The organism is Lactobacillus kullabergensis (assembly GCF_000967195.1).
In the GTDB taxonomy this organism is placed as follows: domain Bacteria; phylum Bacillota; class Bacilli; order Lactobacillales; family Lactobacillaceae; genus Lactobacillus; species Lactobacillus kullabergensis.
This window is the reverse complement of sequence record NZ_KQ033871.1, coordinates 431,812-453,100: the sequence shown is the minus strand read 5'-3', so window position 1 is coordinate 453,100 and position 21,289 is coordinate 431,812. Positions and strand designations below refer to the sequence as shown.

Sequence of the window (21,289 nt, the reverse complement as noted above, 5' to 3'; positions counted from 1 at the left end):
TGTTGGAATTTACTTATTACTTGTCTTGTTACTTAATGTGATAATTGTTACAATTAGACACAAATAGCCATTATTGATATTTAAAGAGTTGAGTTAAGGTGGGTGGCCAAAATGAGTGGTAATGTTGAACAGAGAATCTTAACAGCTTTCTCACAATTATTGATTCACAATGGTTATCAAAGAACCACTACTAAAAGAATTGCTCAAGTCGCTCAAGTTAATGAAAGCACCTTGTTCAGACATTTTAAAGACAAACGTGGTATTTTGCAGCAACTGATATCCAAGTATCATGATGATATTCAAATGATCAATAAAAATTATCAGTTAGTTGGCGATTTAGATAAGGATATTATGAATTTTTCCATCATCTATCAAAATTTTATAAAGCAACATCTAGCTTTGTTTTTAACTGGTATTCGTGAATCTCAAAATTTGCCAGAACTGCAAACAGTGATTAAAAATCTTCTCGATTTAATCAGAAAAATTTTAGCTGAAAAGTTTGAACAAATGCAAAAAACAGAAGAAATTGCTCAAGATATTGATAAAAATGTTGAAATTGATAATTTAGTTTTACTCAATTTAGGTCAAGCTATTATGCAGCATTCCTTTCCTAATTGTGTTTTTCAAACTTAGCCACATGCTTTTGTACAAAATAATATTCGTACCTACTCTCAACATTTAAAGCCTAAAAAATAATAAAACGACCAGATGAATTCATTTCAACTGATCGTTTTTAAATATTGAAAAGTTTTTAAAATACAATTACTTTTTGTGGTTAAAATAAATATTGCTGTCATTTTTGGAGTCGATAGTATAAACCATTTTATCTCCTCTTACAACATAATGAGAAAATTCCAGCGGCTGATCAAACTGATTGTAAACAGTCTTGTTTACATCAAAAAGTGGTACTACATTAGTTAATGCCAGTAATCTAGCTTGTTCACTACTGGGTAGGATAGTGCTGATTTCGCGATATGAACTTGCTAAAGTTTCATGGTAATTATCTGCTAGGTATTGGTATAGTGAGGTATCTTCATGAATATTTGTAAGTAATTCCGGAAAGCGTTCAGCTGATAGCCAGGCTTCATCAATTGCCATAGGCTCATTTCCTGTTTGAGAAATTCTTTTAATATAAACTAAATCTGCTGGCTCAGACAGTTGCAAAATCTTAGCAATTTGAGAATTTTGTAAAATTTCTCTTTTTAAAATAATCTTTTTATTTGTTTTAGAGCGAGACTCAGAAAATTCAGAGAATCCTTCAATTTGTTCCAATCTTCCCCTCATTTTTTTGACATTGACATAGGAGCCTTTCCCCTGGATAGTAACTACTAATCCTTCATCAGTCAATAATTTCAGAGCTTTACGCACTGTTATTCTGCTAACCTGATATTGTTGACACAAATATTGTTCACTCGGTAATTTTTCATCAGTTTTCAAAATGTTTTGCTGAATCTTTTGTTTGATATCTAAGTAGATTTTTTTGTAAAGTGGTACGCCAGCTATTGTTTTGACAGAATTCATTATCACACTTCCTTAACTATTCAATATTACTAAATTAAAATAAAAATAACAAACTCAAAGATTAGTATAACAGTCATTTAAAATTATAACTGAATGAAAAGTTTGGTAGATTATACTAACTAAAAAACTCTAAAAATATTTTAAAGCCTGAAATATTGCTTTAGAGCATTAGCTATAAAAGTTTTTTATCAGAATTTTTTATAAATAAATTGTCAAACTTTTGATTTATTTAAATAAGTGGCTCATTAAAAACAAAAACCGCCAGCTTTTACGCTAACGGTTTTAATAAGCCATTATTTCAAGGACCTTTGATATTTTCGTAACTTCTTTAAAGCCCATTCATAATGACTGCAAGTATTTGCAATGAAATAAGTACCTAATGCATTATTACCAGTCCAAGGAAAAACATTCTTTTGAAAGAGTTGCTCTTCAGTATAGGTATCAAGCAAAGCCATAGTTTGTTTATGACTATTCGCCAGCATTTTTTCTGCTTCTGCAAGTGGCGTAGATTGGTGCTTTTGCCAAAATTCTTGATTCATTTCACCATAATTACGCCAATTATACCCTTCAGGCAAAAATTCTTTGTTTTCACCGGATTGATTGCTTTTAACCCACTCTAGCAACAATTTTTGCCATTCATATAAATGGATCAAAACATCGCGTACATTATGATCTCTCTTCCAATGGGCTTCTTTTAGTTTACTCGTATCAAAATTGAAACTGCCAGTGCGAGCATCCTCTGGCAACTTAGCGATTAAATCAACTATCTTCTGGTATGACGAATTACTTGCATCAACTAATTCTTGCTTGGTTTTAGGACGTGGCATCTATTTTTCCTTTTCTTGATAATATTAAAAATTTATTTATCAATATTTTATCATAAGGAGTTTTACTTAGTCCACGACCCATCGTCTATTGCATAGTGACCATTGCCTAAATCTGCCATTTCTTTATTTTCATATTGTTGTCTAAATGCATGATAATTTGATAACTTTTTATTTTGTTCTGCTATTGGATTAGTAGTGGGGATAGCGGTTAACAAACTTTTTGTATAAGGATGCACAGGATCGTCAAAAATTGCTTCTGTTGGCCCAATCTCGACAATATGTCCCAAATGAATTACTCCTATATGACTTGAAATATGTTTGACCATTGCCAAGTCATGGGCAATAAAGAGCATGGCACTGCCACTTTCTCTTTGTATTCTTTGAAGAAGATTAACAACTTGAGCTTGTACTGAAACATCTAGAGCAGAAATAGCTTCATCTGCAATAATAAGTCTGGGATGCATGATAACTACTCTGGCAATACCAACTCTCTGTCTTTGTCCACCTGAAAGTTCTTGCGGGTAGCGGTTAACAAATGATGAGTCAAGACCAACTATTTTTAACATTTCAATAACTTTTTGCAGTTTTTCATCCTTAGTTAATTTAGGATAATGAATATCAAGACCCAGCTTGACTATGTCACCAACTTTTTTACGAGGATTTAGTGAAGACATAGGATCTTGAAAAATCATCTGCATGTCTTTACGCAACTTAGCAGTCTGCTTTTTACTTAACTGACCTGCTATTTGTTCACCTTCAAAAATCACCTCACCAGCAGTAGGCCAATAAAGACGAATAATAGAGCGGCCAATAGTGGTCTTTCCACTTCCTGACTCACCTACCAGACCAAAAGTTTCACCATTAGTAATGTTAAAGGAAACATCATCTACCGCTTTAACTATTTTTTTATTTGCAACTGGAAAATATTGCTTTAAATGATGAACTTCAAGGATATTTTTAGTCATTGCTTATGATGCCCCCTTCATTTTTAAAATTCTCTTTTGCAAAACTACTGGAATTGGTACTTTGGGAGCTCTTTTATCTAAGAGCCAAGTTGCAGCATAATGGTGGTCATTAATTTTAAACATTGGCGGTTGTTTTTTAAAATCAATGTTTAAGGCATACTTATTTCTGGGAGCAAAAGCATCTCCAACAATCGGTTGTGTTAAGTCTGGAATCGTTCCGGCAATAGTCGGTAATTCGTCAACTTTCTCATTGATATCAGGTACTGATTCAAGCAGACCCCAAGTATATGGGTGACGAGGTTCAAAAAAGATATCTTGGCTCGTTCCAGTCTCAACTATTTTTCCAGCATACATGACGTTCACATATGTTGCAATATTGGCAACCACCCCTAAATTATGGGTTATAAAAATAACAGATAATTTCCTGCTCTTTTGTATATCTTTAATCAGGTTCAAAATTTTAGCCTGAATAGTAACATCCAAACCCGTAGTTGGTTCATCACAGATCAGTAAACTGGGATTCCCGGCCAACGCAATGGCGATAACAATTCTCTGTCTCATTCCTCCAGAAAGTTGATGTGGATATTGGTTCTGAACAACCTTCATGTTTTGAATGCCAACGGTTTCAATTAAATTAAGCACCCGTTCGTTGATTTGATCCTTGTTCATCTCAGGATGAGAAGCCTTTACTGCCTCAGCGATTTGCTTATTAATTTTCATGGTTGGATCGAGAGAAGTCATTGGGTCTTGAAAAACCATTGCTATTTCTTTGCCCTTAATACGATTTTGCATAATCTTGGGACTAATTTTTAATAAATTAACTGTTTGTGGACCATTTTCAGTCTGGTAAGTGAAATTGATCTCACCGGATTTAATTATTTGATTGGCTTCTTTTTCGCCCATGATTGGCTTTACACTAGCTGACTTGCCACAACCGGATTCACCAACTAAAGCAACTGTTTCACCCTTTTTTACCTGATAACTTATTCCTCTAACAGCTTGCACTTCTCCGTGATCGGTATGATAGGCTACTTGTAAATTTTTTATTTCTAAAACTGTTTCGGTCATAATCTTACCTAACTTCCTTCAATAGCATCCCGTAAGCCATCCGCAATAATATTAAAACTCAGCATAATTAGTGCTAAAAACAATACGGGGAAAATGACCATGTATGGGTAAACGATAGCCTGGGTATAACCATCATTAATCATTGTTCCTAATGAAGCTAATGGTGCCGGAACACCTAAACCGATAAAGGCTAAGAATGCTTCCAAAAAAATTGCGTTCGGAATAGATAACATAAATGTGGTAATTATTTGTCCTAATGTATTAGGCAAAATTTGAGAGAAAATAATTTTAATATCAGATTCTCCCATTGTCTTTGCTGATAAAACATACTCGCTGGTTTTTAGTTCCAACACCTGTGCGCGAACTATTCTACTCATATTAATCCAGCCGACAATCATCATCGCAGTAATTATGCTTACTAGACCTGGCTTCATGACCAGAACAAGCAAAGTAACAATAATGATCATAGGAATAGTACTAAGAATTTCTGTTATTCTTTGCATGAATAAATCAATTTTGCCACCAAAATATCCTGAAATCAGGCCATAACTAGTACCAATAACCAGATCAATTGCCATTGCCACCAGAGCAACCCTTAGTGAAACTGAAGTACCAGCAGCAACTCTTACAAAAATATCTCTGCCTAAGTTGTCTGTTCCAAACCAATGACCATTAACTCCAGGAGCTAAATTAGACTGGTTAGGATACGGTGTAGTGGGTGAGTATTGACTAAGGTAAGGCGCCAGAATGGCTATTAAAGCAATAATAATTAAAACAACTGCGCTAATCACCGCACCTTTATTTCTTAAAAAGCGATGCCAAACCAACTGCCCATATGAATAAGATTTACCAGAATAATGGTCAACTGTTTCAGATTTATGGGCAAATTCAAAATCATTATTTTCTATATTAGTCATAATTATTTGCCCTCATCTAATCTAATACGCGGATCTATTAACCCGTAAAGAATATCAACTATTAACATAATACCAATAAAAAGCACTGCATAAAAGAAAGTTATACCTAAGACTACATTGTAGTCATTAGCTTGTATAGCACTGATATACAATGTTCCCAAGCCTGGAATAGCAAAAGCTTTTTCAATTACCATACTCCCGGCAATTAGGTCAATCATCAGTGGTGCTAATACTGTAATAACTGAAATTAAAGTGTTTCTGATAACATGGTGTCCGATCAACTGGAACTTTTTAATTCCTTTTGAATCCGCTAAACGATAATAATCAGAATTCATAATATCAATCATGTCATTTCTAACATATCGTTCAATACTTGCCATAGTAAAAGTACTCAATGCTATTGTAGGCAGAATACTTGATACAAAAGGCTGACTTGGTTGGTACGTTCCTGGAAAGACCATTAGTTTATAAGAAAATATAATTGACACGATCAATGCTACTACAAAGTTAGGAAGACTTATTCCCAAAACAGAAATGCCAGTCATTAAGTTATCCCAAATTGTACCTTTTTTGATTGCTGCCAAAATTCCCATCAGAAAGCCTAAAAGTGAACCTAGTACAGTAGCCTGTAAACCTATCTGGAGTGAAATGGTAAAATGCTGCAAAATCATTGTAGTAACCGGCGTATTAACCTGAACCGTGTACGAAACACCAAAATCGCCAGACAACATATTTTTCAAGTAATTAAAAAATTGTAATGGCACTGGGCCATCCAAACCATATTTATGATAAAGTGCCGCTACTTGAGCATGTGACATTTTTTCATCATTAAATGGTGAACCAGGCATTGCCTTTTCCATAATAAAAAGAATCAAAGTAATCAAAAATAATGTAATCACTGCAATTAAGATTCTTTTCAAGACATACTTTTTCAAGTTTTTCCCTCCAATCTTCCTAAATAAGCAAACAGAGCTGAGATTGTATCCCAGCTCTATTAATACTTTTAACGAAATTATTTAATTGAAGCATATTTGAAGAAGAATGGTACACCTGCAATATGCATCGGTAAATCTTTAATATTAGATCGTTCCAAAACTGGTGCACCAATCTGATATAGCGGTGGGCAAGAAGCACTGTCAATTAGGATATTGTTTGCCTTAAGAAGCAATTTGTATCTCTTAGCTTGATCAGTTGTTTGATCAGATTGAGCCATTAACTTATCAAATTCTGAATTTGCCCAGCGACCGTAATTGCTGTCGTTCTTAGATTGATACATACTCAAGATCGCTGTTGGATCAGCATAGTCTGGTCCCCAACGAGTTAAAGTAGCATCATAAGTAGCTTTTGACATCTTATCAGTTCTAGTCTTCTTTGCTACTTGCTGCAGTGTCACTTTCATGCCAGGAAGGTGTTTTTCAACTTGAGCCTTGATATACGCAGCTACGTTAGCATATGAAGGATCACTGTCATCATAAAGCAAGGTAAATGAACGCAAGTTAGTTGCTTTTTTTGCCTTATTCCAATACTTTTTAGCTTGAGCTGGTGAATACTCGTAAAGATTAGTAGTTGATTCATCTGCAAAATCTTTGCCTGTTGTCGGATTCTTAACCAAATCTTTCATAACCATAGAATGAGAAGGAATTGAACCATCTTTTAGGATGTGAGTTGTTATTTCTTTACGGTTAATGCTGCAAGAAATTGCCTTACGCAGATCAGCATTATCTAATCCCGGTTTTTTCAGATTAAACATAATGTACTGTGTAAAATTACCAACATCATTGACAAAGTTCTTATCTTTTCGATATTTAGAAACAAGCTGACCACTTAAGTGAACATAGTCTGCACTGCCATTTTCGAATGCAATAGCTGCCTTTTCTGGGTCTGTAATAATATCAAGCTTAACATTCTTAATTTTGACATTTTTGGCATCCCAATATTTAGGATTTTTAACTAACTGGATAGTGTTATCGCCTAATTTCCAATCCTTGATTTGGTATGGACCAGAATAAATTAAATGACTGGAATCTTGTGCAAATTTTTTACCAGTTTTTTGGAAGTATTTCTGATTGACAGGAGCAAAATCACTGAATGCCAGCAACTTGTTCATGTAAGGTACAACATGATCCAATTGCACTACTAGAGTTTTAGGACCTGTAGCCTTAACGCCCAATGACTTGACCGGCTTCTTGCCAGCTACAATGTCATTAGCATTTTTAATGCCAGCCGCACCTGGTTGGAAGTTAAAGGCTGAAGCAATCTTAGGATCAGACAACCGCCGCCAGGCAAAAACAAAATCATTTGCTGTTACAGGATCACCATTTGACCAGTTGGCGTTTTTACGAATAGTAAAAGTCTTGGTGAGTCCATGATTACTCGTTTTAACTTTAGAGGCCAATGCCAATTGGGGCTTATCGTGGGCATCAATAGTGTACAAGCCTTCGGTTGTATTAGCTACAACTGTTGAAGATGTGTTTTGATACGCTAAAATCGGGTCAAGAGAGTCAACCGTTGCATTTTGAACAACAGTAATTTTATCTTGATTTTTTGTACCAGAACTGGAGTTTTTCTGGCATCCTGTTATTAACAAGCCTACACATGCAATTGCAGTTGCAAACAATGCACTTTTTTTCATAAATATCACTCTTTTCTAAAAAGATTTCTGATGACCAAAACCACCAGATAGTTGGCAAGTAGCTGCAGCATTTTTACTAGCTGCTAAAGCAGCTTCTTGCAGATTGTTTTTATTTAAGTAAGAAACTAGAAAACCAGCAATAAAGCTGTCACCTGCACCCATAGTGTCAACGACTTTTACTTTTTGTGGTTTTTGATAATAGGATTTCTGTGAAGTTAACAAGAATGCAGAATTTGCACCTCTTGTGATGACTATGACTTCCGGTCCCAAAGTTAAATATTTTTTAGCAAATTCTTCCACTTGTTCATCAGACATCTCTGAACCTGAAAAGAAAGCATAATCTACAAACGGTAAAACACGTTTAAAATAACTTTCATTGCGAGAATCTGAAAAATCAAATGATACTTTGGTAATATGATGTAATTCATCAAGATAATTTTCAATTCCCGAATCAATTCCAACATGAACAACATCAAATTTTTTTATTTCCGCAAAATCTGTTGGGGTAAGCCTTAAGGATAACAAATGCATTACTGAATTTTTAGGACCAGGAGCAAAAGTTCTATCACCTTCATCTGTGAGAATAACTCGAGGCTGTGCTGTGGGAGCATAGACCTTACGACAATTAATAAGTTCTACATTTTCTTCTGTTAAAGATTCTTTAATATGCTGTGCTCGATCGTCATCTCCAAACATTCCCAGATAAGCTGAAACATCAGCTCCGGCTTTTTTGGCATCAACTGATACATTGACACAATTTCCGCCTGGAAAAAATATCTTTTGCTTGATGTATGTATCAGCTACATTGTCACCAACTGCAATTATTTTCATGATTTACAGCCTTTTTAATAATCCAGATGTCCCATATAACGACGGACATCTAGTGAGTGTCCTCTTTCATAAGCAAATCCTTCGGCTAATTGACGGAAAGCAACTCCTGAAAGAATCTGAGAATAGTATTCTTTAAAGTCGTCATCTACTTCATGCATATCAAAGTCAGCGTCGTCAATCACGTAAACTTTTTGACTATGCTTTTTAGCAAAATCGATTACACGTTGATCCATTTTTCTGGTAACGCCTAATCCTTTGCAAATGATAAATGGCACATCAAAATCTGTTACTTCAAAAGGACCGTGGAAATATTCAGCAGAATTGATATATCCACTATGAATCCATTGCATTTCCTGAAGCCAACAAGCTGAAAATGAATATGTTTCTCCAGTATTAATACCTGATCCTACAGCATAAATTAATTTTTCGCGTTTTAATTCACTGGTCCATTTCTTTGCAGTTTCTCCAAATTGTTTTCTTACCCTGTCAGCCATAGTTTCTAAGCTATCCAAAGCTTTCAGGCCTTTTTCAAATTTGTTATCACCAGTTATGGACTTCAATAGACTAAATATGAAACCATACAAAACACCATTATTTAAATCAGAAGCATCGGTACCTTTGCCCCAACTGTAGTGCAAAGTGAAATCGGAATTCTTTTCTAAGTCAGAACCTGCTGTATAGGTAATACCTACTGTTAGAGCACCTTTACTCTTGGCAAAATTAACTGCCTCATTTGTTTCTGGCGTACTACCTGAATGTGAACAAGAAACTACTAAACTATGATTGCACAAATCATGAGGATTACGTGTTGTAAATTCCCGTGCTGGTAAAATTGTGGCTGGAATATCACATTCGCGGTTGAAAATATATTCAGCTGGTTGCATAAAAGCCATCGATCCTCCACAAGCTACAAAATAGACATGATTAATGCCATCAATCTTTTCTGCAGCGGCAAGAGCATTCTTAATTTCTTGTTGATATTCTTTTTTCATTTTTAACCTCTCAATCATTCTTGTTATATGATGTTATATTATAAGATAATAGCTAATTTTTAATATGTCAAGCATTTTTCTTAAAATTATTTAATAAAAATAATTGACTAGTAAAATCAAATAAAAAAGTTTGTGAAATGGTATGAACCAATTGCCTATGTATCAGAGCAAACAAAAAAAGCAATTCACAAACTCGTGAATTGCTTTTTAATAATTACTAATCAAATTCTTATTTTAAGACAAATGCCTGCCTATTGCACTGCCGATAATTGACAATGTAAAACACACAGCAAAATACAAAACAGCTAAAGCAGCAAACATCGGCAAAATGTAATTTGCATTTTGACCATAAATAACTTGTGCGTGCTGCATCATTTCCGGAACAACTATGATTGTTGCCAAAGATGTGTCCTTAATTAGAGAAACAAACTGACTAATAATTGTTGGAATCATGTTTTTATAAGCTTGAGGCAAAACAACATGCCATAAAGCCTGAACAAACGACATACCAGTTGATCTTGCACCCTCCATCTGACCGATAGAAACAGATTGAATACCTGAACGCACAATTTCAGCAATCATACAGGATTCGAATACTGTCATGGCAATAATCGCTGCCGGTATGGTTTCCGGCCTTAAACCAAAGTTTGGTAGCCCAAAATAAGTAAAGAAGATAATCAGCAGCAGGGGAATATTACGAATAATATCAATAATGAAACCTACAACAGCTGAAACATACTTAATTTTAGAATATCTAATTATTCCTAAAATCGAGCCAATAATAAAACTTAAAATGACCGAAATTACGGAAATGTAAATAGTTACCCAGAGGCCCATTAACAAAAAGCGTACATTAAGCCATGAAAAGGCGTTAACCCAATTTTGCATTTTCTAGTACCTCCTTTAACCTAATTTCTTTTCCAGGTGCCGCATATAATAACTAATCGGCAATGTAACGATCAAATATAAAACACCTACAACCAAATAACTGTTAATAGTGTCAAAAGTTGCTGAAGCAATTGAATTTGCTTGATACATTAAATCAAATCCTGCCACAAAGGCTAGAACTGAAGAGTTTTTGACCAAGTTAACAAACTGGTTGCCTAAAGGTGGTATTACTATCTTGAATGCCTGAGGCAAAATTATATAACGCATTGCCTGCCAGTAGGTCATACCAGTTGATCTTGCACCTTCCATTTGACCGCCAGAAACAGATTGAATTCCTGAACGAATTGTCTCGGCAATAAAAGCAGAAGTATATAAGGTTAACCCGATTGTACCAGCAGTAAAACCGTTTATTTTGACAACGTAAATCGGAATTACCAGGTAGAAAAACATAGTGATTACAAGCAAAGGAATGTTACGCATTATTTCCACATAAGCATGTCCAATTACACGCATTACTTTACTTGGAACAACTTCCATAATTGCAAATATTGTTCCAATTATTAAACTGAAAAATAAAGCAATTACACTAGATAGTATTGTCCAGCCCAAGCCTACAAACAGCTGGCTGCTGAATTTTGAAAAAATATTAATCATCGGCGATACAGCTCCTTATACTTAAATCCTGGAACATCGCCAAACCACTTTTTAATTAAGCGATTATATTCACCATTATGCTGCATCTCAAGAACCGCCTTGTCTACAGCTTCAGTAAATGAGGTTTGTCCCTTATTAACCGCAACACCGTATGGTTCAACAGTAAAAGTGCCGCCACGAACTTCGTAGCCCGGATTTTGAACTGCTAACCCAAACAAAATTCCGTTATCAGTAGTTAATGCATCCCCCTGATGTGATTTTAAAGCGTTCATTGCCTGAGCATAGTCTTGCAACTCAATCACTTTTGCTCTTGGAGCAACTTTTTTAATGTTGTCGACGGAGTTTGCACCTACAACACCGATAACTGTCTTACCATTAAGGTCCTTTGTACTCTTAATTGATGAATTTTTAGGAACTAAAAGTGACTGACCCGCATCAAAGTATGACTTTGAAAAAGAAATAATCTTTTTGCGCTCTGGCGTAATTGACATTGTTGCAATAACGGCATCCACATTCCCGTTCTTTAAAAGTGGGATTCTGGATTGAGACGTTGTAGTGACAAATTCAGCTTTTCCTTGAGGTCCTAATATATGTTTTGTAATATGTTTTGCCATATCAACATCAAAACCCTTTTGCTGGCCGTCCTTTACATCAATTAAGCCAAAAAGTTTAACATCACCTTTAACGCCCCAAACAATAGTATTTGATTTCTTGGCATTATTTAAAACAGATTGGTCACTAAGACTTTTACCACAACCGGTTAGCATTAAAATACATGCTAATAAAGGAAGTAGCCAAAATTTCTTTTTCATAATTGGCCTCCTTAGTGAGAAATAATTTTACTCAAAAATTGTTGTGCCCGCTCCGTCTTAGGCTGCTTAAAGAAGCTCTCGCTATCATCATCCTCAACAATTCGGCCTTGATCCATAAAGATAACTCTATTTGCTACCTCTTTAGCAAAGCCCATTTCGTGAGTAACAATTAATGAAGTCATACCACTTTCATTGGTAACCTTCTTCATAACTTGTAAAACATCATCAATCATTTCCGGATCAAGAGCAGATGTTGGTTCATCATATAAAATAAGTTTTGGTCTCATTGCCAGCGTTCTGGCAATAGCAACACGCTGTTTTTGACCACCGGAAATTTGTGAAGGCATATTATGTGCCCATTTGCGTAGCCCAACCATATCAAGTAAATCTAACGCCTGTTTTTTATTTTCTTCTTCAGGCATGTGACTTACTATTCTGGGAGCCAGCATAATATTTTCCAATACATCTTTATTTTTATACAAATTAAAATGCTGGAAAACCATCCCAACATCACTACGTAAGATGTTGAGGTTTGTCTTTGGATCTGAAAGATCGTGACCGTTAACTACTAACTTACCTTTCTGGATTGACTCAAGACCATTTACGGTCCGTACTAAAGTACTTTTACCTGAACCAGATGGTCCAATCAGAACCACCGTTTCACCTTCATCAATCTCTAAATTAATGTCGTGCAGTGCATGAAAATGGCCGTAAAATTTTTGCACGTCATGGAACTCTATCATCGACATTGTCATCGCCCCTTTCATAATCAATGCATGAAATAATAAGTTGTAGAATCTATTTTACTATAACCGTTAAGAATTTTAAAAGTAATACAGTGTTTTTAATAAAAATTTATAGAAAGATCTGTTTAATTCACATTGAACTGGAAGTCATTTAGTTAGCGTTATGACAGGAAAGAACAATAATAAAAAGCCTTTTTGTATGTTCATTAATGACAATTTAATGTCAAAAATTGCCATTTATAATTAAAATTATCTGTGAAAAATATACTCCTATTTGCATTTTTTTCTTCCAAAAACAGTTCAACTAGCATACACTCTAACTAAGGAGAAAACTTATGGATAAAGAAAAAACTTATAAATTACTTTTAAAACAAGCCAGCAGTCTTCTGCAAGGAGAACACGATTTAATTGCCAAAATGAGTAACATTAGTGCACTGCTTTTTAATGGGTTACCTGAAGTAAGTTATGCCGGATTTTATCGCTTTCAAGAGCAAGAGCTTATTTTAGGACCTTTTCAAGGACCGGTGGCATGCATGCATATTCAGTTAGGAAAGGGTGTCTGCGGCACAGCTGCACAAACCGGTCAAATTCAAATTGTTCCGGATGTTCATGAGTTTAGTGGTCATATTGCCTGTGATGCCAATACCAATTCAGAAATCGTTGTTCCCATTATCCACAATAAAAAACTTGTCGCTGTTCTTGACCTTGACAGCAATGACTTTGACAGATTTGATCAAATTGATGCTCAATATTTATCAAAAATAGCAGAACTACTATTTAATTAAGCGAAAGAAATAATCTTGCATAAAATAAAAGACCAATAAATCATCTTTTAAATGACTTATTGGTCTTTGTAACTTATAAACGACTTTAGATCTCTGGCGAAAAATTATTCCGTTTCACTTTTTTATTTTTTACCGGAGAGACGCTGAAATCCCTTCACAATTTCTACTATTAAAATCATACAAATTCCAGCTCCCAAAACTATTAACCACTGTGTTGAATTTAACTCTGTGACATCAAAGAACTTTGTCATAAATGGTAATTCAACTGCTGCCATGACAATAGCTGATATCAAGATTGCCCAATTAAACCACTTATTAGCAAATGTCCTCTTAGAAAAAATTGATTGGTGAATATACTTAGAATTAAAGGCATGAAACAGTTGAATAAGTCCTAATGTAAGAAAGGCCATTGTCAGAGCATCAGCGTGTTGCAGATTGGCATTACCCATGTGAGGGCCAAAATTTAAGCCTAGTTGATAAGTAGTTAAAACAATGACACCTTCGAGTATTCCTTGGTAAACAATTGAGCTGGCAACGCCACCACTGAAGAAGTTTGATTTTTTACCCCGAGGCGTACGCTTCATAATACCTTTTTCAACTGGTTCAAGTCCCAAGGCAATAGCTGGTAAAGTATCTGTCACCAAGTTAATCCACAGCAATTGCACTGGAGCTAAAATATCCCAACCCAGCATGGTCATCATAAATACTGTTAAAACTTCCCCGACATTACAACTCATGAGGTAAAGAATGGCTTTTTGAATATTGCTAAAGACCTTGCGTCCTTGTTTAACTGCTTCAACAATAGTTGCAAAGTTGTCATCAGCTAAAACCATGTCGCTAGCACCCTTTGACACTTCTGTACCAGTGATGCCCATACCAATTCCAATATCAGCTTGCTTTAAACTAGGTGCGTCATTAACTCCGTCTCCTGTCATAGCTACAATTTTGCCTTGGGCTTGCCAGGCCTTAACGATACGAACTTTGTGTTCTGGTGAAACCCTGGCATAAACATCAAAATCAGCTACATGCTTTTCCAGATATTCATCACTAAATTCATCCAGCTGTGCACCGGTAACTACCCGCTCATCTTGGCCAGGCTTCAAAATGCCCAGTCTTTCTGCAATTGCCTGAGCAGTGACTTGAAAGTCACCTGTAATCATAACTGTTCTAATACCGGCACTGTGAGCTTCTTTAATAGCCTCTTTTGCTTCAGGACGCTCTGGGTCTATCATCCCCACCAAGCCAGCAAAAATCAAGTCCTGCTCAACGTTATCAGTTGTAGGATCATCATATAATTGTTCAACTGGTTTATAGGCTAACCCCAAAACTCGCAAAGCATTTTTAGCCATATTCTGATTTGAAAGCATAATTTCATTTTTTTGTTTGTCGGTGATTGCAGTGACGTTACCGTCAAGATCAATGCGTGTAACCCGCTTAAGCAGTTGATCAGGAGCACCTTTGACAGCTACGAAATATTGACCATTATTTTCGTTCACAGTACTCATCAACTTGCGCCCAGAATCAAATGGGACCTCTTGCACCCTTTTATGCTTGGCAATTAAATTATGCACATCAATTTTTTGGTCAAGCGCATACTGAATCAAAGCTGTTTCAGTTGGGTCGCCCAACAATTGATTGTTATCATCAAGTTTTGAATCATTAGCTAAAACCATTGCCATCAAAGCATGATTATCATGATTAATGCTATTTGAAGAATTATGAACCTGGTTATCATAATAAACTTGTTCAACTGTCATTTTATTTTGAGTTAAAGTACCAGTTTTATCAGAACAGATGATATCCGTTGCCCCTAAAGTTTCTACTGCTGGCAACTTACGCACAATTGAATTGTGCTTGGCCATTACCTGAGTACCTAGAGCCAAAATAATAGTTACGATTGCAGGTAAACCTTCCGGAATTGCTGCAACAGCAAGTGAGACAGCTACTAAGAACATATCGATTGCTAACTTATCTGTGGGTTCCGTACCCTTTTTGGTAAAAAAGCCTACAACAAAGACCACAGCACAGATTAGCAGGATCATGATAGTTAACGTTTTGCCTAACTGGTTGAGATTACGCTTTAATGGTGTATCCGTTTCATCAGTGTTGTTAAGCATTGTAGCTATTTTACCGACCTCAGTGGTCATACCTGTTGCTGTAACAATTCCTTCACCGCGACCATAAGTAACATTAGTATTAGCAAATGCCATGTTATCCTGGTCGGCTAATGCTACTTTTTCTTCATTAACAGGATCACTAGTTTTATCAACTGGAACGGACTCACCAGTCAAAGCCGATTCTTCGATTTTGAGACTTTTAGTAAGAGTCAACCGCAAATCAGCTGGTACAACATCGCCTGCTTCAAGCAAGACCACATCCCCAGGTACTAGTTCTGTACTCGGTATTTCCACAATTTGACCGTCACGCCGAACATGGGCGTTAGGAGTAGCCATTTTCTTTAAAGCATTAATTGCTTCTTCAGAGCGTGTTTCTTGAAAAACGCCTAATACTGCGTTCAAAATGACCACAATCATAATAATAGCCGCATCTGTCCATTCTTGAGCCACAAAGCCTGAAAGCAATGCTGCAACTATCAAAACAATGATCATAAAATCCTTAAACTGGGCTAAAAAACGTTGCCAAATGCTAACTTTCTTTTTGCTAGTCAAACTATTAGAGCCATACTGTGCTCGTAATCCATCTATTTGACTCGCTTTTAAACCACTGGATACAGACGTTGCAAAGTCCTTTGCAACATCCTCAATATTTTGATTGTAAAAATTCCGGGGCATCTTTACCTCCTAATAACAAAAAAGAGACTTATATGTACAACGCACACAAGTCTCACTATTTAAGATAAGTCCAGAAGTATTTCTTCGGGTGTTGGGCTTATCGCAAGTAATTGCTGTTACTCCCTTATGATGCTTCTTATTATAAATAAATTTATTACTTTTAACAAGAATTAGGCTATTAAATTAATTAAATAAAAAACATGACTTCGTATTTCGAGAGGTCATGTTTTTAATAAATACTAATATTTACTTAAGACCGGTCCACTTCCATTCAGTAACTTCAGGCATATCTTTACCATTGTCACGAATGTATTGGTGGTGTTTTGCAAGTAATCTATCCATTTCCGCTACAAAGCCTGCACTCTTTTCAGCGTAACGAGGAACACTTAAAATGGCATCTTTTGCCAAATGGAAACGATCAAGTTCGTTAACCACCCGCATGTCAAATGGCGTTGTGATGTCTCCTTCTTCCTCATAGCAGTGAATATGAACATTGCTACGCTTACGACCAAACCAAATGGATTGCATCATTGCCTTATAGCCATGCCATGCAAAGATTACCGGCACATCACTTGGGAATAATTGATCAAATTCTGCATCAGAAATTGCTTCTGGATTATCCTTAGTATTCATCAATTTCATAACGTCAATTACGTTAATATAACGAATCTTAAGATCAGGAAAGTTCCTATGCAAAATGTCAATTGCAGCAAGAGATTCCATTGTCGGCTCCGTTTCAGTTGAAGCAAATACAACATCAGGCTTAGCATTTTGGTCAGTCGATGCCCAATCAATGTATGATAAGCCGTGGTTTGCAATACGAGTTGCTTCATCAATTGAGAACCACTGAGGTCTTTCCTGCTTTGAAGTAACCAAAATGTTGATGCATTCACGATCGCTGAAAGCTTTTTGTGAAATAGCGAGTAATGAATTTGTATCAGCTGGTAAATACTCATGAACTAAATCTGGACGATTCTTTTCATACATGTGAGTCAAGACACCTGGGTCTTGGTGAGTATAACCATTATGATCTTGTTGGAAGACAGTTGAAGTTGCAATGAAGTTTAATGATGGATAATCCTTACGCCAATATTGTTCCTTAGCTTTTCTTAACCATTTCATGTGTTGAGTCAGCATTGAATCTACAACACGACCAAATGACTCATAAGTAGCAAAGAAACCATGACGACCTGATAAAACGTAACCCTCAAGCCAGCCTTCGGCTTGGTGTTCTGATAATTGAGAATCAATTAAACGACCACTTGGTGCCAAGTTTTCATCATTAGGTGTATGAACGGAGCTTTCCCATTGCCGTTTTTGTTCATCAATAAACTTAAATAAGCGGTTTGACTTAGACTCATCTGGTCCAAAACCCCGGAAAGTATTTGGATTTAGTTCAGCAATTTCGTTCAAATATTTAGCCCATTCCGTCATGTCTTCAGCTTCAATAGAACCTGGTTGATCAAATTTTAAGGCATACTTACGGTAATCAGGCAAACTAAGACGCTTAGCTTTCTCTCCACCTGCATTAGTGATTGGGTTCATGGCCATTCTGCTATCGCCAGTAACATTATCAGCCGTGACTATTTCAGTTGGAACGCCATTTTCATCGAATAACTCTTCCGGTTTATAACTCTTAAGCCAATCAACCAACATATCTTTATGTTCCATGTCATCTTGAGCGACTGGAATTGGAATCTGATGAGCCCTAAATGAGTTTTCAATTGGATTACCATCAAGATCCTTCTTTGGACCTGTCCAACCCTTTGGTACACGGAAAACGATCATTGGCCAATGCGGCAAAGTTTCATCATTATTCTCACGAGCATTCTTTTGAATAGCCTTAATTTCTTCAATGACAGTATCCATCAATTTAGCCATTTCTTCATGAATCTGCATGTGGTCTTTATAGCCATCAAACTCGCTGCCATTATATGCAGAAATAATATAAGGATGCCAGCCCATGCCTTCAAAGTACTTGGTCAATTCTTCGTCCGACATTCTGGAAACAATCGTTGGATTTGAAATCTTGAAACCATTAATTTGCAAGATTGGTAAAACTGCCCCGTCCTTAATAGGATTGATAAATTTATCGCTAAACCAGCTAGCTGCAAGTGGTCCTGTTTCTGCCTCACCATCACCAATTTCAACCGCTGCAATTACGTCAGGATTGTCTAGAATTGCACCTGTACCATGGGAAAGTGAGTAACCTAGTTCTCCACCTTCGTGCATTGAACCAGGAGTTTCAGGTGCAGCGTGTGAAGCAGAACCACCTGGGAAACTGAAACGCTTAAAGAGCTTAGCCATTCCTTTTTCATCTTGTTGAATTTCAGGGTAAAGCTCACTATATGAACCATCAAGGTATGAATTAGATACCATAACCTGACCACCATGACCTGAGCCTTCAATATAGAACATGTTCAAACCATACTTTTTGATAACTCTGTTTAAATGAGCATAAATAAAGTTTTGCGGTGAAATAGTGCCCCAGTGACCAATTGGCTTAGGTTTAACTTCACTTGCTTTGAGATCATGTTTTAATAACGGATTACTCATTAAGAAAAGTTGACCTACAGATAAATAATTTGCTGCACGCCAGTGAGCATCAACACTTTTGAGAAATTCTTTAGAGTCGTAATCAGCTGCCATTTTTATTCTCCCTTTTTAATATTTGCTAAAATTCATTTTATAAACATATTATAGCAAGTTTTTGGTAAAGTTCAACCATTTTGAAAATTGGTTCGTTCCAATTTATAAAAAATAAGCGTTTAATTATTGCCAAGTAGATAAGTAATACTATTATTATGCCATTTTCTATTTACAGATCAGCATATTTATGTTCAAATACTGATAAACACTTATTTTTCAAATTAAACACTGAAAAAGTGATTAAACAATATTTATTCAAGTGCTAAATTAGGCATAGGAGAGGTAAAATGACACAAGAAGAACGACTGCGACAAATTAAGCAAATGCTTAATAAAGAAAATCATTTGAGTACTCGCAAGTTAGCTGATTATTTCAAAATTTCTTTTGATACAGCTAGACGAGATGTAGTTCGCTTAACTGCAACTGGACAAGCAATTCGCGTTCATGGTGGATTAGTTGCGATAGACCGTAGTGATGTACCCAATTTCCTCATGAGAAGTCAAATAGATTCACCAGTTAAAACTAAAATGGCAAAAATGGCTCAGAGATTTATCCATCCTAACCAGTGTGACTTTATCGGTCCATCAACCACTTTAAAGAAATTATGTGAATTAATTTGTGGTGCTAATTTACAAATCGTTACTAATTCAATCGACAACTCTTTAGCCTTGATGCAATCTAAATTACCCAGTGTGAGACTTCTCGGAGGCACTATGGACAAGGAAGACAGGTTTAATTACTCTATTGATTCACTTGAACTTTTGCATCGTCTAAGTTTTAACACAGTTTTTGTTGGCACGTCTAATATTAGAAGCGATGGTATTTATTCAGCAAAAATGGGTGATTCAGAATTAATCAAAGTAGCCTGTTCCAGAGCAAAACAAGTGGTTGTGGTCGCAGAAAAATACAAATTTGATAATCAGAATACTTCTCCTTACATGTCAATTCCATTAACAAAGGTTGACGTTCTAATTACCGATTTGCCTTTGTCCGAAAAATTTCAGAATAGTTTTTCGCCCAAAACGCAAATTATTTCAGTACTAAGGAAGTGAGGCTATGTGGAACTTTTTTGGTAGTTTGTTTTTAACAAAACGGCAACAACTAATCGAAGAAGTTTATAAAGACTTAGATCAGTTTTATAGGAGTTTCTACTCTAATATATATAATGAATTGAATATTAATAAATATAAGCAAATTCGTGATGCTATTGGTATGGTAATGCGTAAGTTTGACAGTCAAGATCACCCATTAGATTATACTGGTAAATTAGTATTGTATATTGAAGCTTGTGTCGCACTTCAGCATTTGCATTTAACGACCTTGCAGCAAAAACTTTTACATGATTTAAGTGAAAAAACTAAAAACATTAACTTAAATTTTGTTTATACTGGACGGATCACGGATATGCAACAATTCAAAAATGTTTGATTTTCTTTTTTAAATAGAATGTATCCCAAAAAAGCAGGCTTAAGCCTGCTTTTTCATTTGTTCAGATTAACAAATGTATTGAATTTCATATATTGATAATGAATTCGCATCGTAGAAACTTCAAATGGAGTTCCATCATCCAAAAAGAAGATGCCTTCCATCACTCCCACTGGTTCAATCTTTTTTAAATTGAGTCGAGATTGGTCTTCATCATTTGAAGGCTCAACCGTAATATTCAAAAACGCTTTGGTAACGACTTTATTTTGCGAATCTTCTAGGTAATTAAAAAGTGATTTTTTCAAGTGTTCTGGTTTGAGTTCAGGAACAATTTTAATAGGCACATACCCAGTTTCTATTAAAAATGGTTGTTCATCTAAAAAACGCAGCCTTTTAAACTCATAAACAAAGTCATTCTCTTTAAGGAATAAGTCTTGTGCTATCCCTTTCGGAGTCTTGATCACGTTAAAAGAAAGCAATTTGATCCCCTGCTTTTTACCAGGAACCTTCAAACTATCAGTCAAACCTAAGTTAGACCCTTCATACCGAAACAAAGATTGATTTTTTAAATACAAAGGGTTAATAAATGTTCCGCTGCCTCTTTTTTTAAAGACAATACCTTGTTGAGAAAGCAGCTCCATCGCCCTTTTCATTGAGGAACGACTTACTTGATAGTGTTCAGCTAGACTACGCTCGTCTGGAAGGCGCATCCCCTCATATTTGTTATCTAGAATATTTTGTTTGATATCACGCATCACAGTACGATAAACGAAATCTGCCATTAT

Annotated in this window: 20 protein-coding genes; 4 read left to right on the top strand and 16 right to left on the bottom strand. The window is 35.8% G+C overall.

Features of this window, described 5'->3' with window-relative positions; all coding sequences use genetic code 11:
• Positions 1-111: 111 nt before the first annotated feature.
• The gene (locus JF76_RS02785; protein WP_045927711.1) at positions 112-633 is read left to right on the top strand and encodes a TetR/AcrR family transcriptional regulator; all 522 of its coding nucleotides are present in this window, start codon (positions 112-114) and stop codon (positions 631-633) included.
• 129 nt (positions 634-762) lie between these two features.
• Here JF76_RS02785 and JF76_RS02780 read toward each other — a convergent pair whose 3' ends face one another.
• The 13 genes from JF76_RS02780 to JF76_RS02720 form a co-directional block, all read right to left on the bottom strand.
• Positions 763-1,521 carry a GntR family transcriptional regulator gene (locus JF76_RS02780; protein ID WP_045927710.1) on the bottom strand — a complete coding sequence of 253 codons (759 nt, stop codon included), beginning with the start codon at positions 1,519-1,521 and terminating at the stop codon, positions 763-765.
• A gap of 293 nt (positions 1,522-1,814) precedes the next feature.
• Positions 1,815-2,348, bottom strand: a complete 534-nt coding sequence (locus JF76_RS02775) for a ClbS/DfsB family four-helix bundle protein (RefSeq protein ID WP_045927709.1) — start codon at positions 2,346-2,348, stop codon at positions 1,815-1,817.
• A 62-nt stretch (positions 2,349-2,410) separates the two neighbouring features.
• Positions 2,411-3,313 carry an ATP-binding cassette domain-containing protein gene (locus tag JF76_RS02770; protein ID WP_045927708.1) on the bottom strand — a complete coding sequence of 301 codons (903 nt, stop codon included), beginning with the start codon at positions 3,311-3,313 and terminating at the stop codon, positions 2,411-2,413.
• 3 nt (positions 3,314-3,316) lie between these two features.
• Positions 3,317-4,384: an ABC transporter ATP-binding protein gene (locus JF76_RS02765; protein WP_279625415.1), complete on the bottom strand. Its 1,068-nt coding sequence runs from the start codon at positions 4,382-4,384 to the stop codon at positions 3,317-3,319.
• A gap of 5 nt (positions 4,385-4,389) precedes the next feature.
• Positions 4,390-5,298 (bottom strand): ABC transporter permease, encoded by a 909-nt coding sequence (locus tag JF76_RS02760; protein WP_034977189.1) that lies wholly within the window; start codon positions 5,296-5,298, stop codon positions 4,390-4,392.
• Between the two features lie 2 nt (positions 5,299-5,300).
• On the bottom strand, positions 5,301-6,233 hold the full coding sequence (locus tag JF76_RS02755) for an ABC transporter permease (RefSeq protein ID WP_045927706.1): 933 nt from the start codon (positions 6,231-6,233) through the stop codon (positions 5,301-5,303).
• A gap of 77 nt (positions 6,234-6,310) precedes the next feature.
• Entirely contained in the window at positions 6,311-7,930 is a 1,620-nt protein-coding gene (locus tag JF76_RS02750) for a peptide ABC transporter substrate-binding protein (protein ID WP_045927705.1), read from the bottom strand.
• Positions 7,931-7,945: 15 nt separating this feature from the next.
• The gene (locus JF76_RS02745; RefSeq protein ID WP_045927704.1) at positions 7,946-8,761 is read right to left on the bottom strand and encodes a PfkB family carbohydrate kinase; all 816 of its coding nucleotides are present in this window, start codon (positions 8,759-8,761) and stop codon (positions 7,946-7,948) included.
• A gap of 14 nt (positions 8,762-8,775) precedes the next feature.
• A complete protein-coding gene (locus tag JF76_RS02740; protein WP_045927703.1) occupies positions 8,776-9,753 on the bottom strand; it encodes an SIS domain-containing protein in 978 nt (325 codons plus the stop codon).
• Positions 9,754-9,987: 234 nt separating this feature from the next.
• Positions 9,988-10,641: an amino acid ABC transporter permease gene (locus JF76_RS02735; protein ID WP_034977176.1), complete on the bottom strand. Its 654-nt coding sequence runs from the start codon at positions 10,639-10,641 to the stop codon at positions 9,988-9,990.
• A 15-nt stretch (positions 10,642-10,656) separates the two neighbouring features.
• A complete protein-coding gene (locus JF76_RS02730; protein ID WP_034977173.1) occupies positions 10,657-11,295 on the bottom strand; it encodes an amino acid ABC transporter permease in 639 nt (212 codons plus the stop codon).
• On the bottom strand, positions 11,292-12,107 hold the full coding sequence (locus JF76_RS02725; protein ID WP_045927702.1) for a glutamate ABC transporter substrate-binding protein: 816 nt from the start codon (positions 12,105-12,107) through the stop codon (positions 11,292-11,294). Before JF76_RS02725 ends, JF76_RS02730 begins: the two co-directional genes overlap by 4 nt.
• A gap of 11 nt (positions 12,108-12,118) precedes the next feature.
• On the bottom strand, positions 12,119-12,856 hold the full coding sequence (locus JF76_RS02720; RefSeq protein WP_034977167.1) for an amino acid ABC transporter ATP-binding protein: 738 nt from the start codon (positions 12,854-12,856) through the stop codon (positions 12,119-12,121).
• A 332-nt stretch (positions 12,857-13,188) separates the two neighbouring features.
• Here JF76_RS02720 and JF76_RS02715 point away from each other — a divergent pair, with 332 nt between their 5' ends.
• Positions 13,189-13,638 (top strand): GAF domain-containing protein, encoded by a 450-nt coding sequence (locus JF76_RS02715; protein WP_045927701.1) that lies wholly within the window; start codon positions 13,189-13,191, stop codon positions 13,636-13,638.
• A 122-nt stretch (positions 13,639-13,760) separates the two neighbouring features.
• On the opposite strand, the gene JF76_RS02710 is transcribed toward JF76_RS02715, so the two are convergent.
• Positions 13,761-16,430 (bottom strand): calcium-translocating P-type ATPase, PMCA-type, encoded by a 2,670-nt coding sequence (locus JF76_RS02710; RefSeq protein ID WP_045927700.1) that lies wholly within the window; start codon positions 16,428-16,430, stop codon positions 13,761-13,763.
• A 246-nt stretch (positions 16,431-16,676) separates the two neighbouring features.
• Entirely contained in the window at positions 16,677-19,079 is a 2,403-nt protein-coding gene (locus JF76_RS02705) for a phosphoketolase family protein (protein WP_045927699.1), read from the bottom strand.
• Positions 19,080-19,366: 287 nt separating this feature from the next.
• Here JF76_RS02705 and JF76_RS02700 point away from each other — a divergent pair, with 287 nt between their 5' ends.
• On the top strand, positions 19,367-20,131 hold the full coding sequence (locus tag JF76_RS02700) for a DeoR/GlpR family DNA-binding transcription regulator (RefSeq protein WP_045927698.1): 765 nt from the start codon (positions 19,367-19,369) through the stop codon (positions 20,129-20,131).
• Between the two features lie 4 nt (positions 20,132-20,135).
• Complete coding sequence (locus JF76_RS02695; RefSeq protein WP_045927697.1) at positions 20,136-20,507, top strand: bacteriocin immunity protein; 372 nt, start codon at positions 20,136-20,138, stop codon at positions 20,505-20,507.
• A gap of 53 nt (positions 20,508-20,560) precedes the next feature.
• On the opposite strand, the gene JF76_RS02690 is transcribed toward JF76_RS02695, so the two are convergent.
• The gene (locus JF76_RS02690) at positions 20,561-21,286 is read right to left on the bottom strand and encodes a GntR family transcriptional regulator (protein WP_045927696.1); all 726 of its coding nucleotides are present in this window, start codon (positions 21,284-21,286) and stop codon (positions 20,561-20,563) included.
• Positions 21,287-21,289 lie beyond the last annotated feature (3 nt).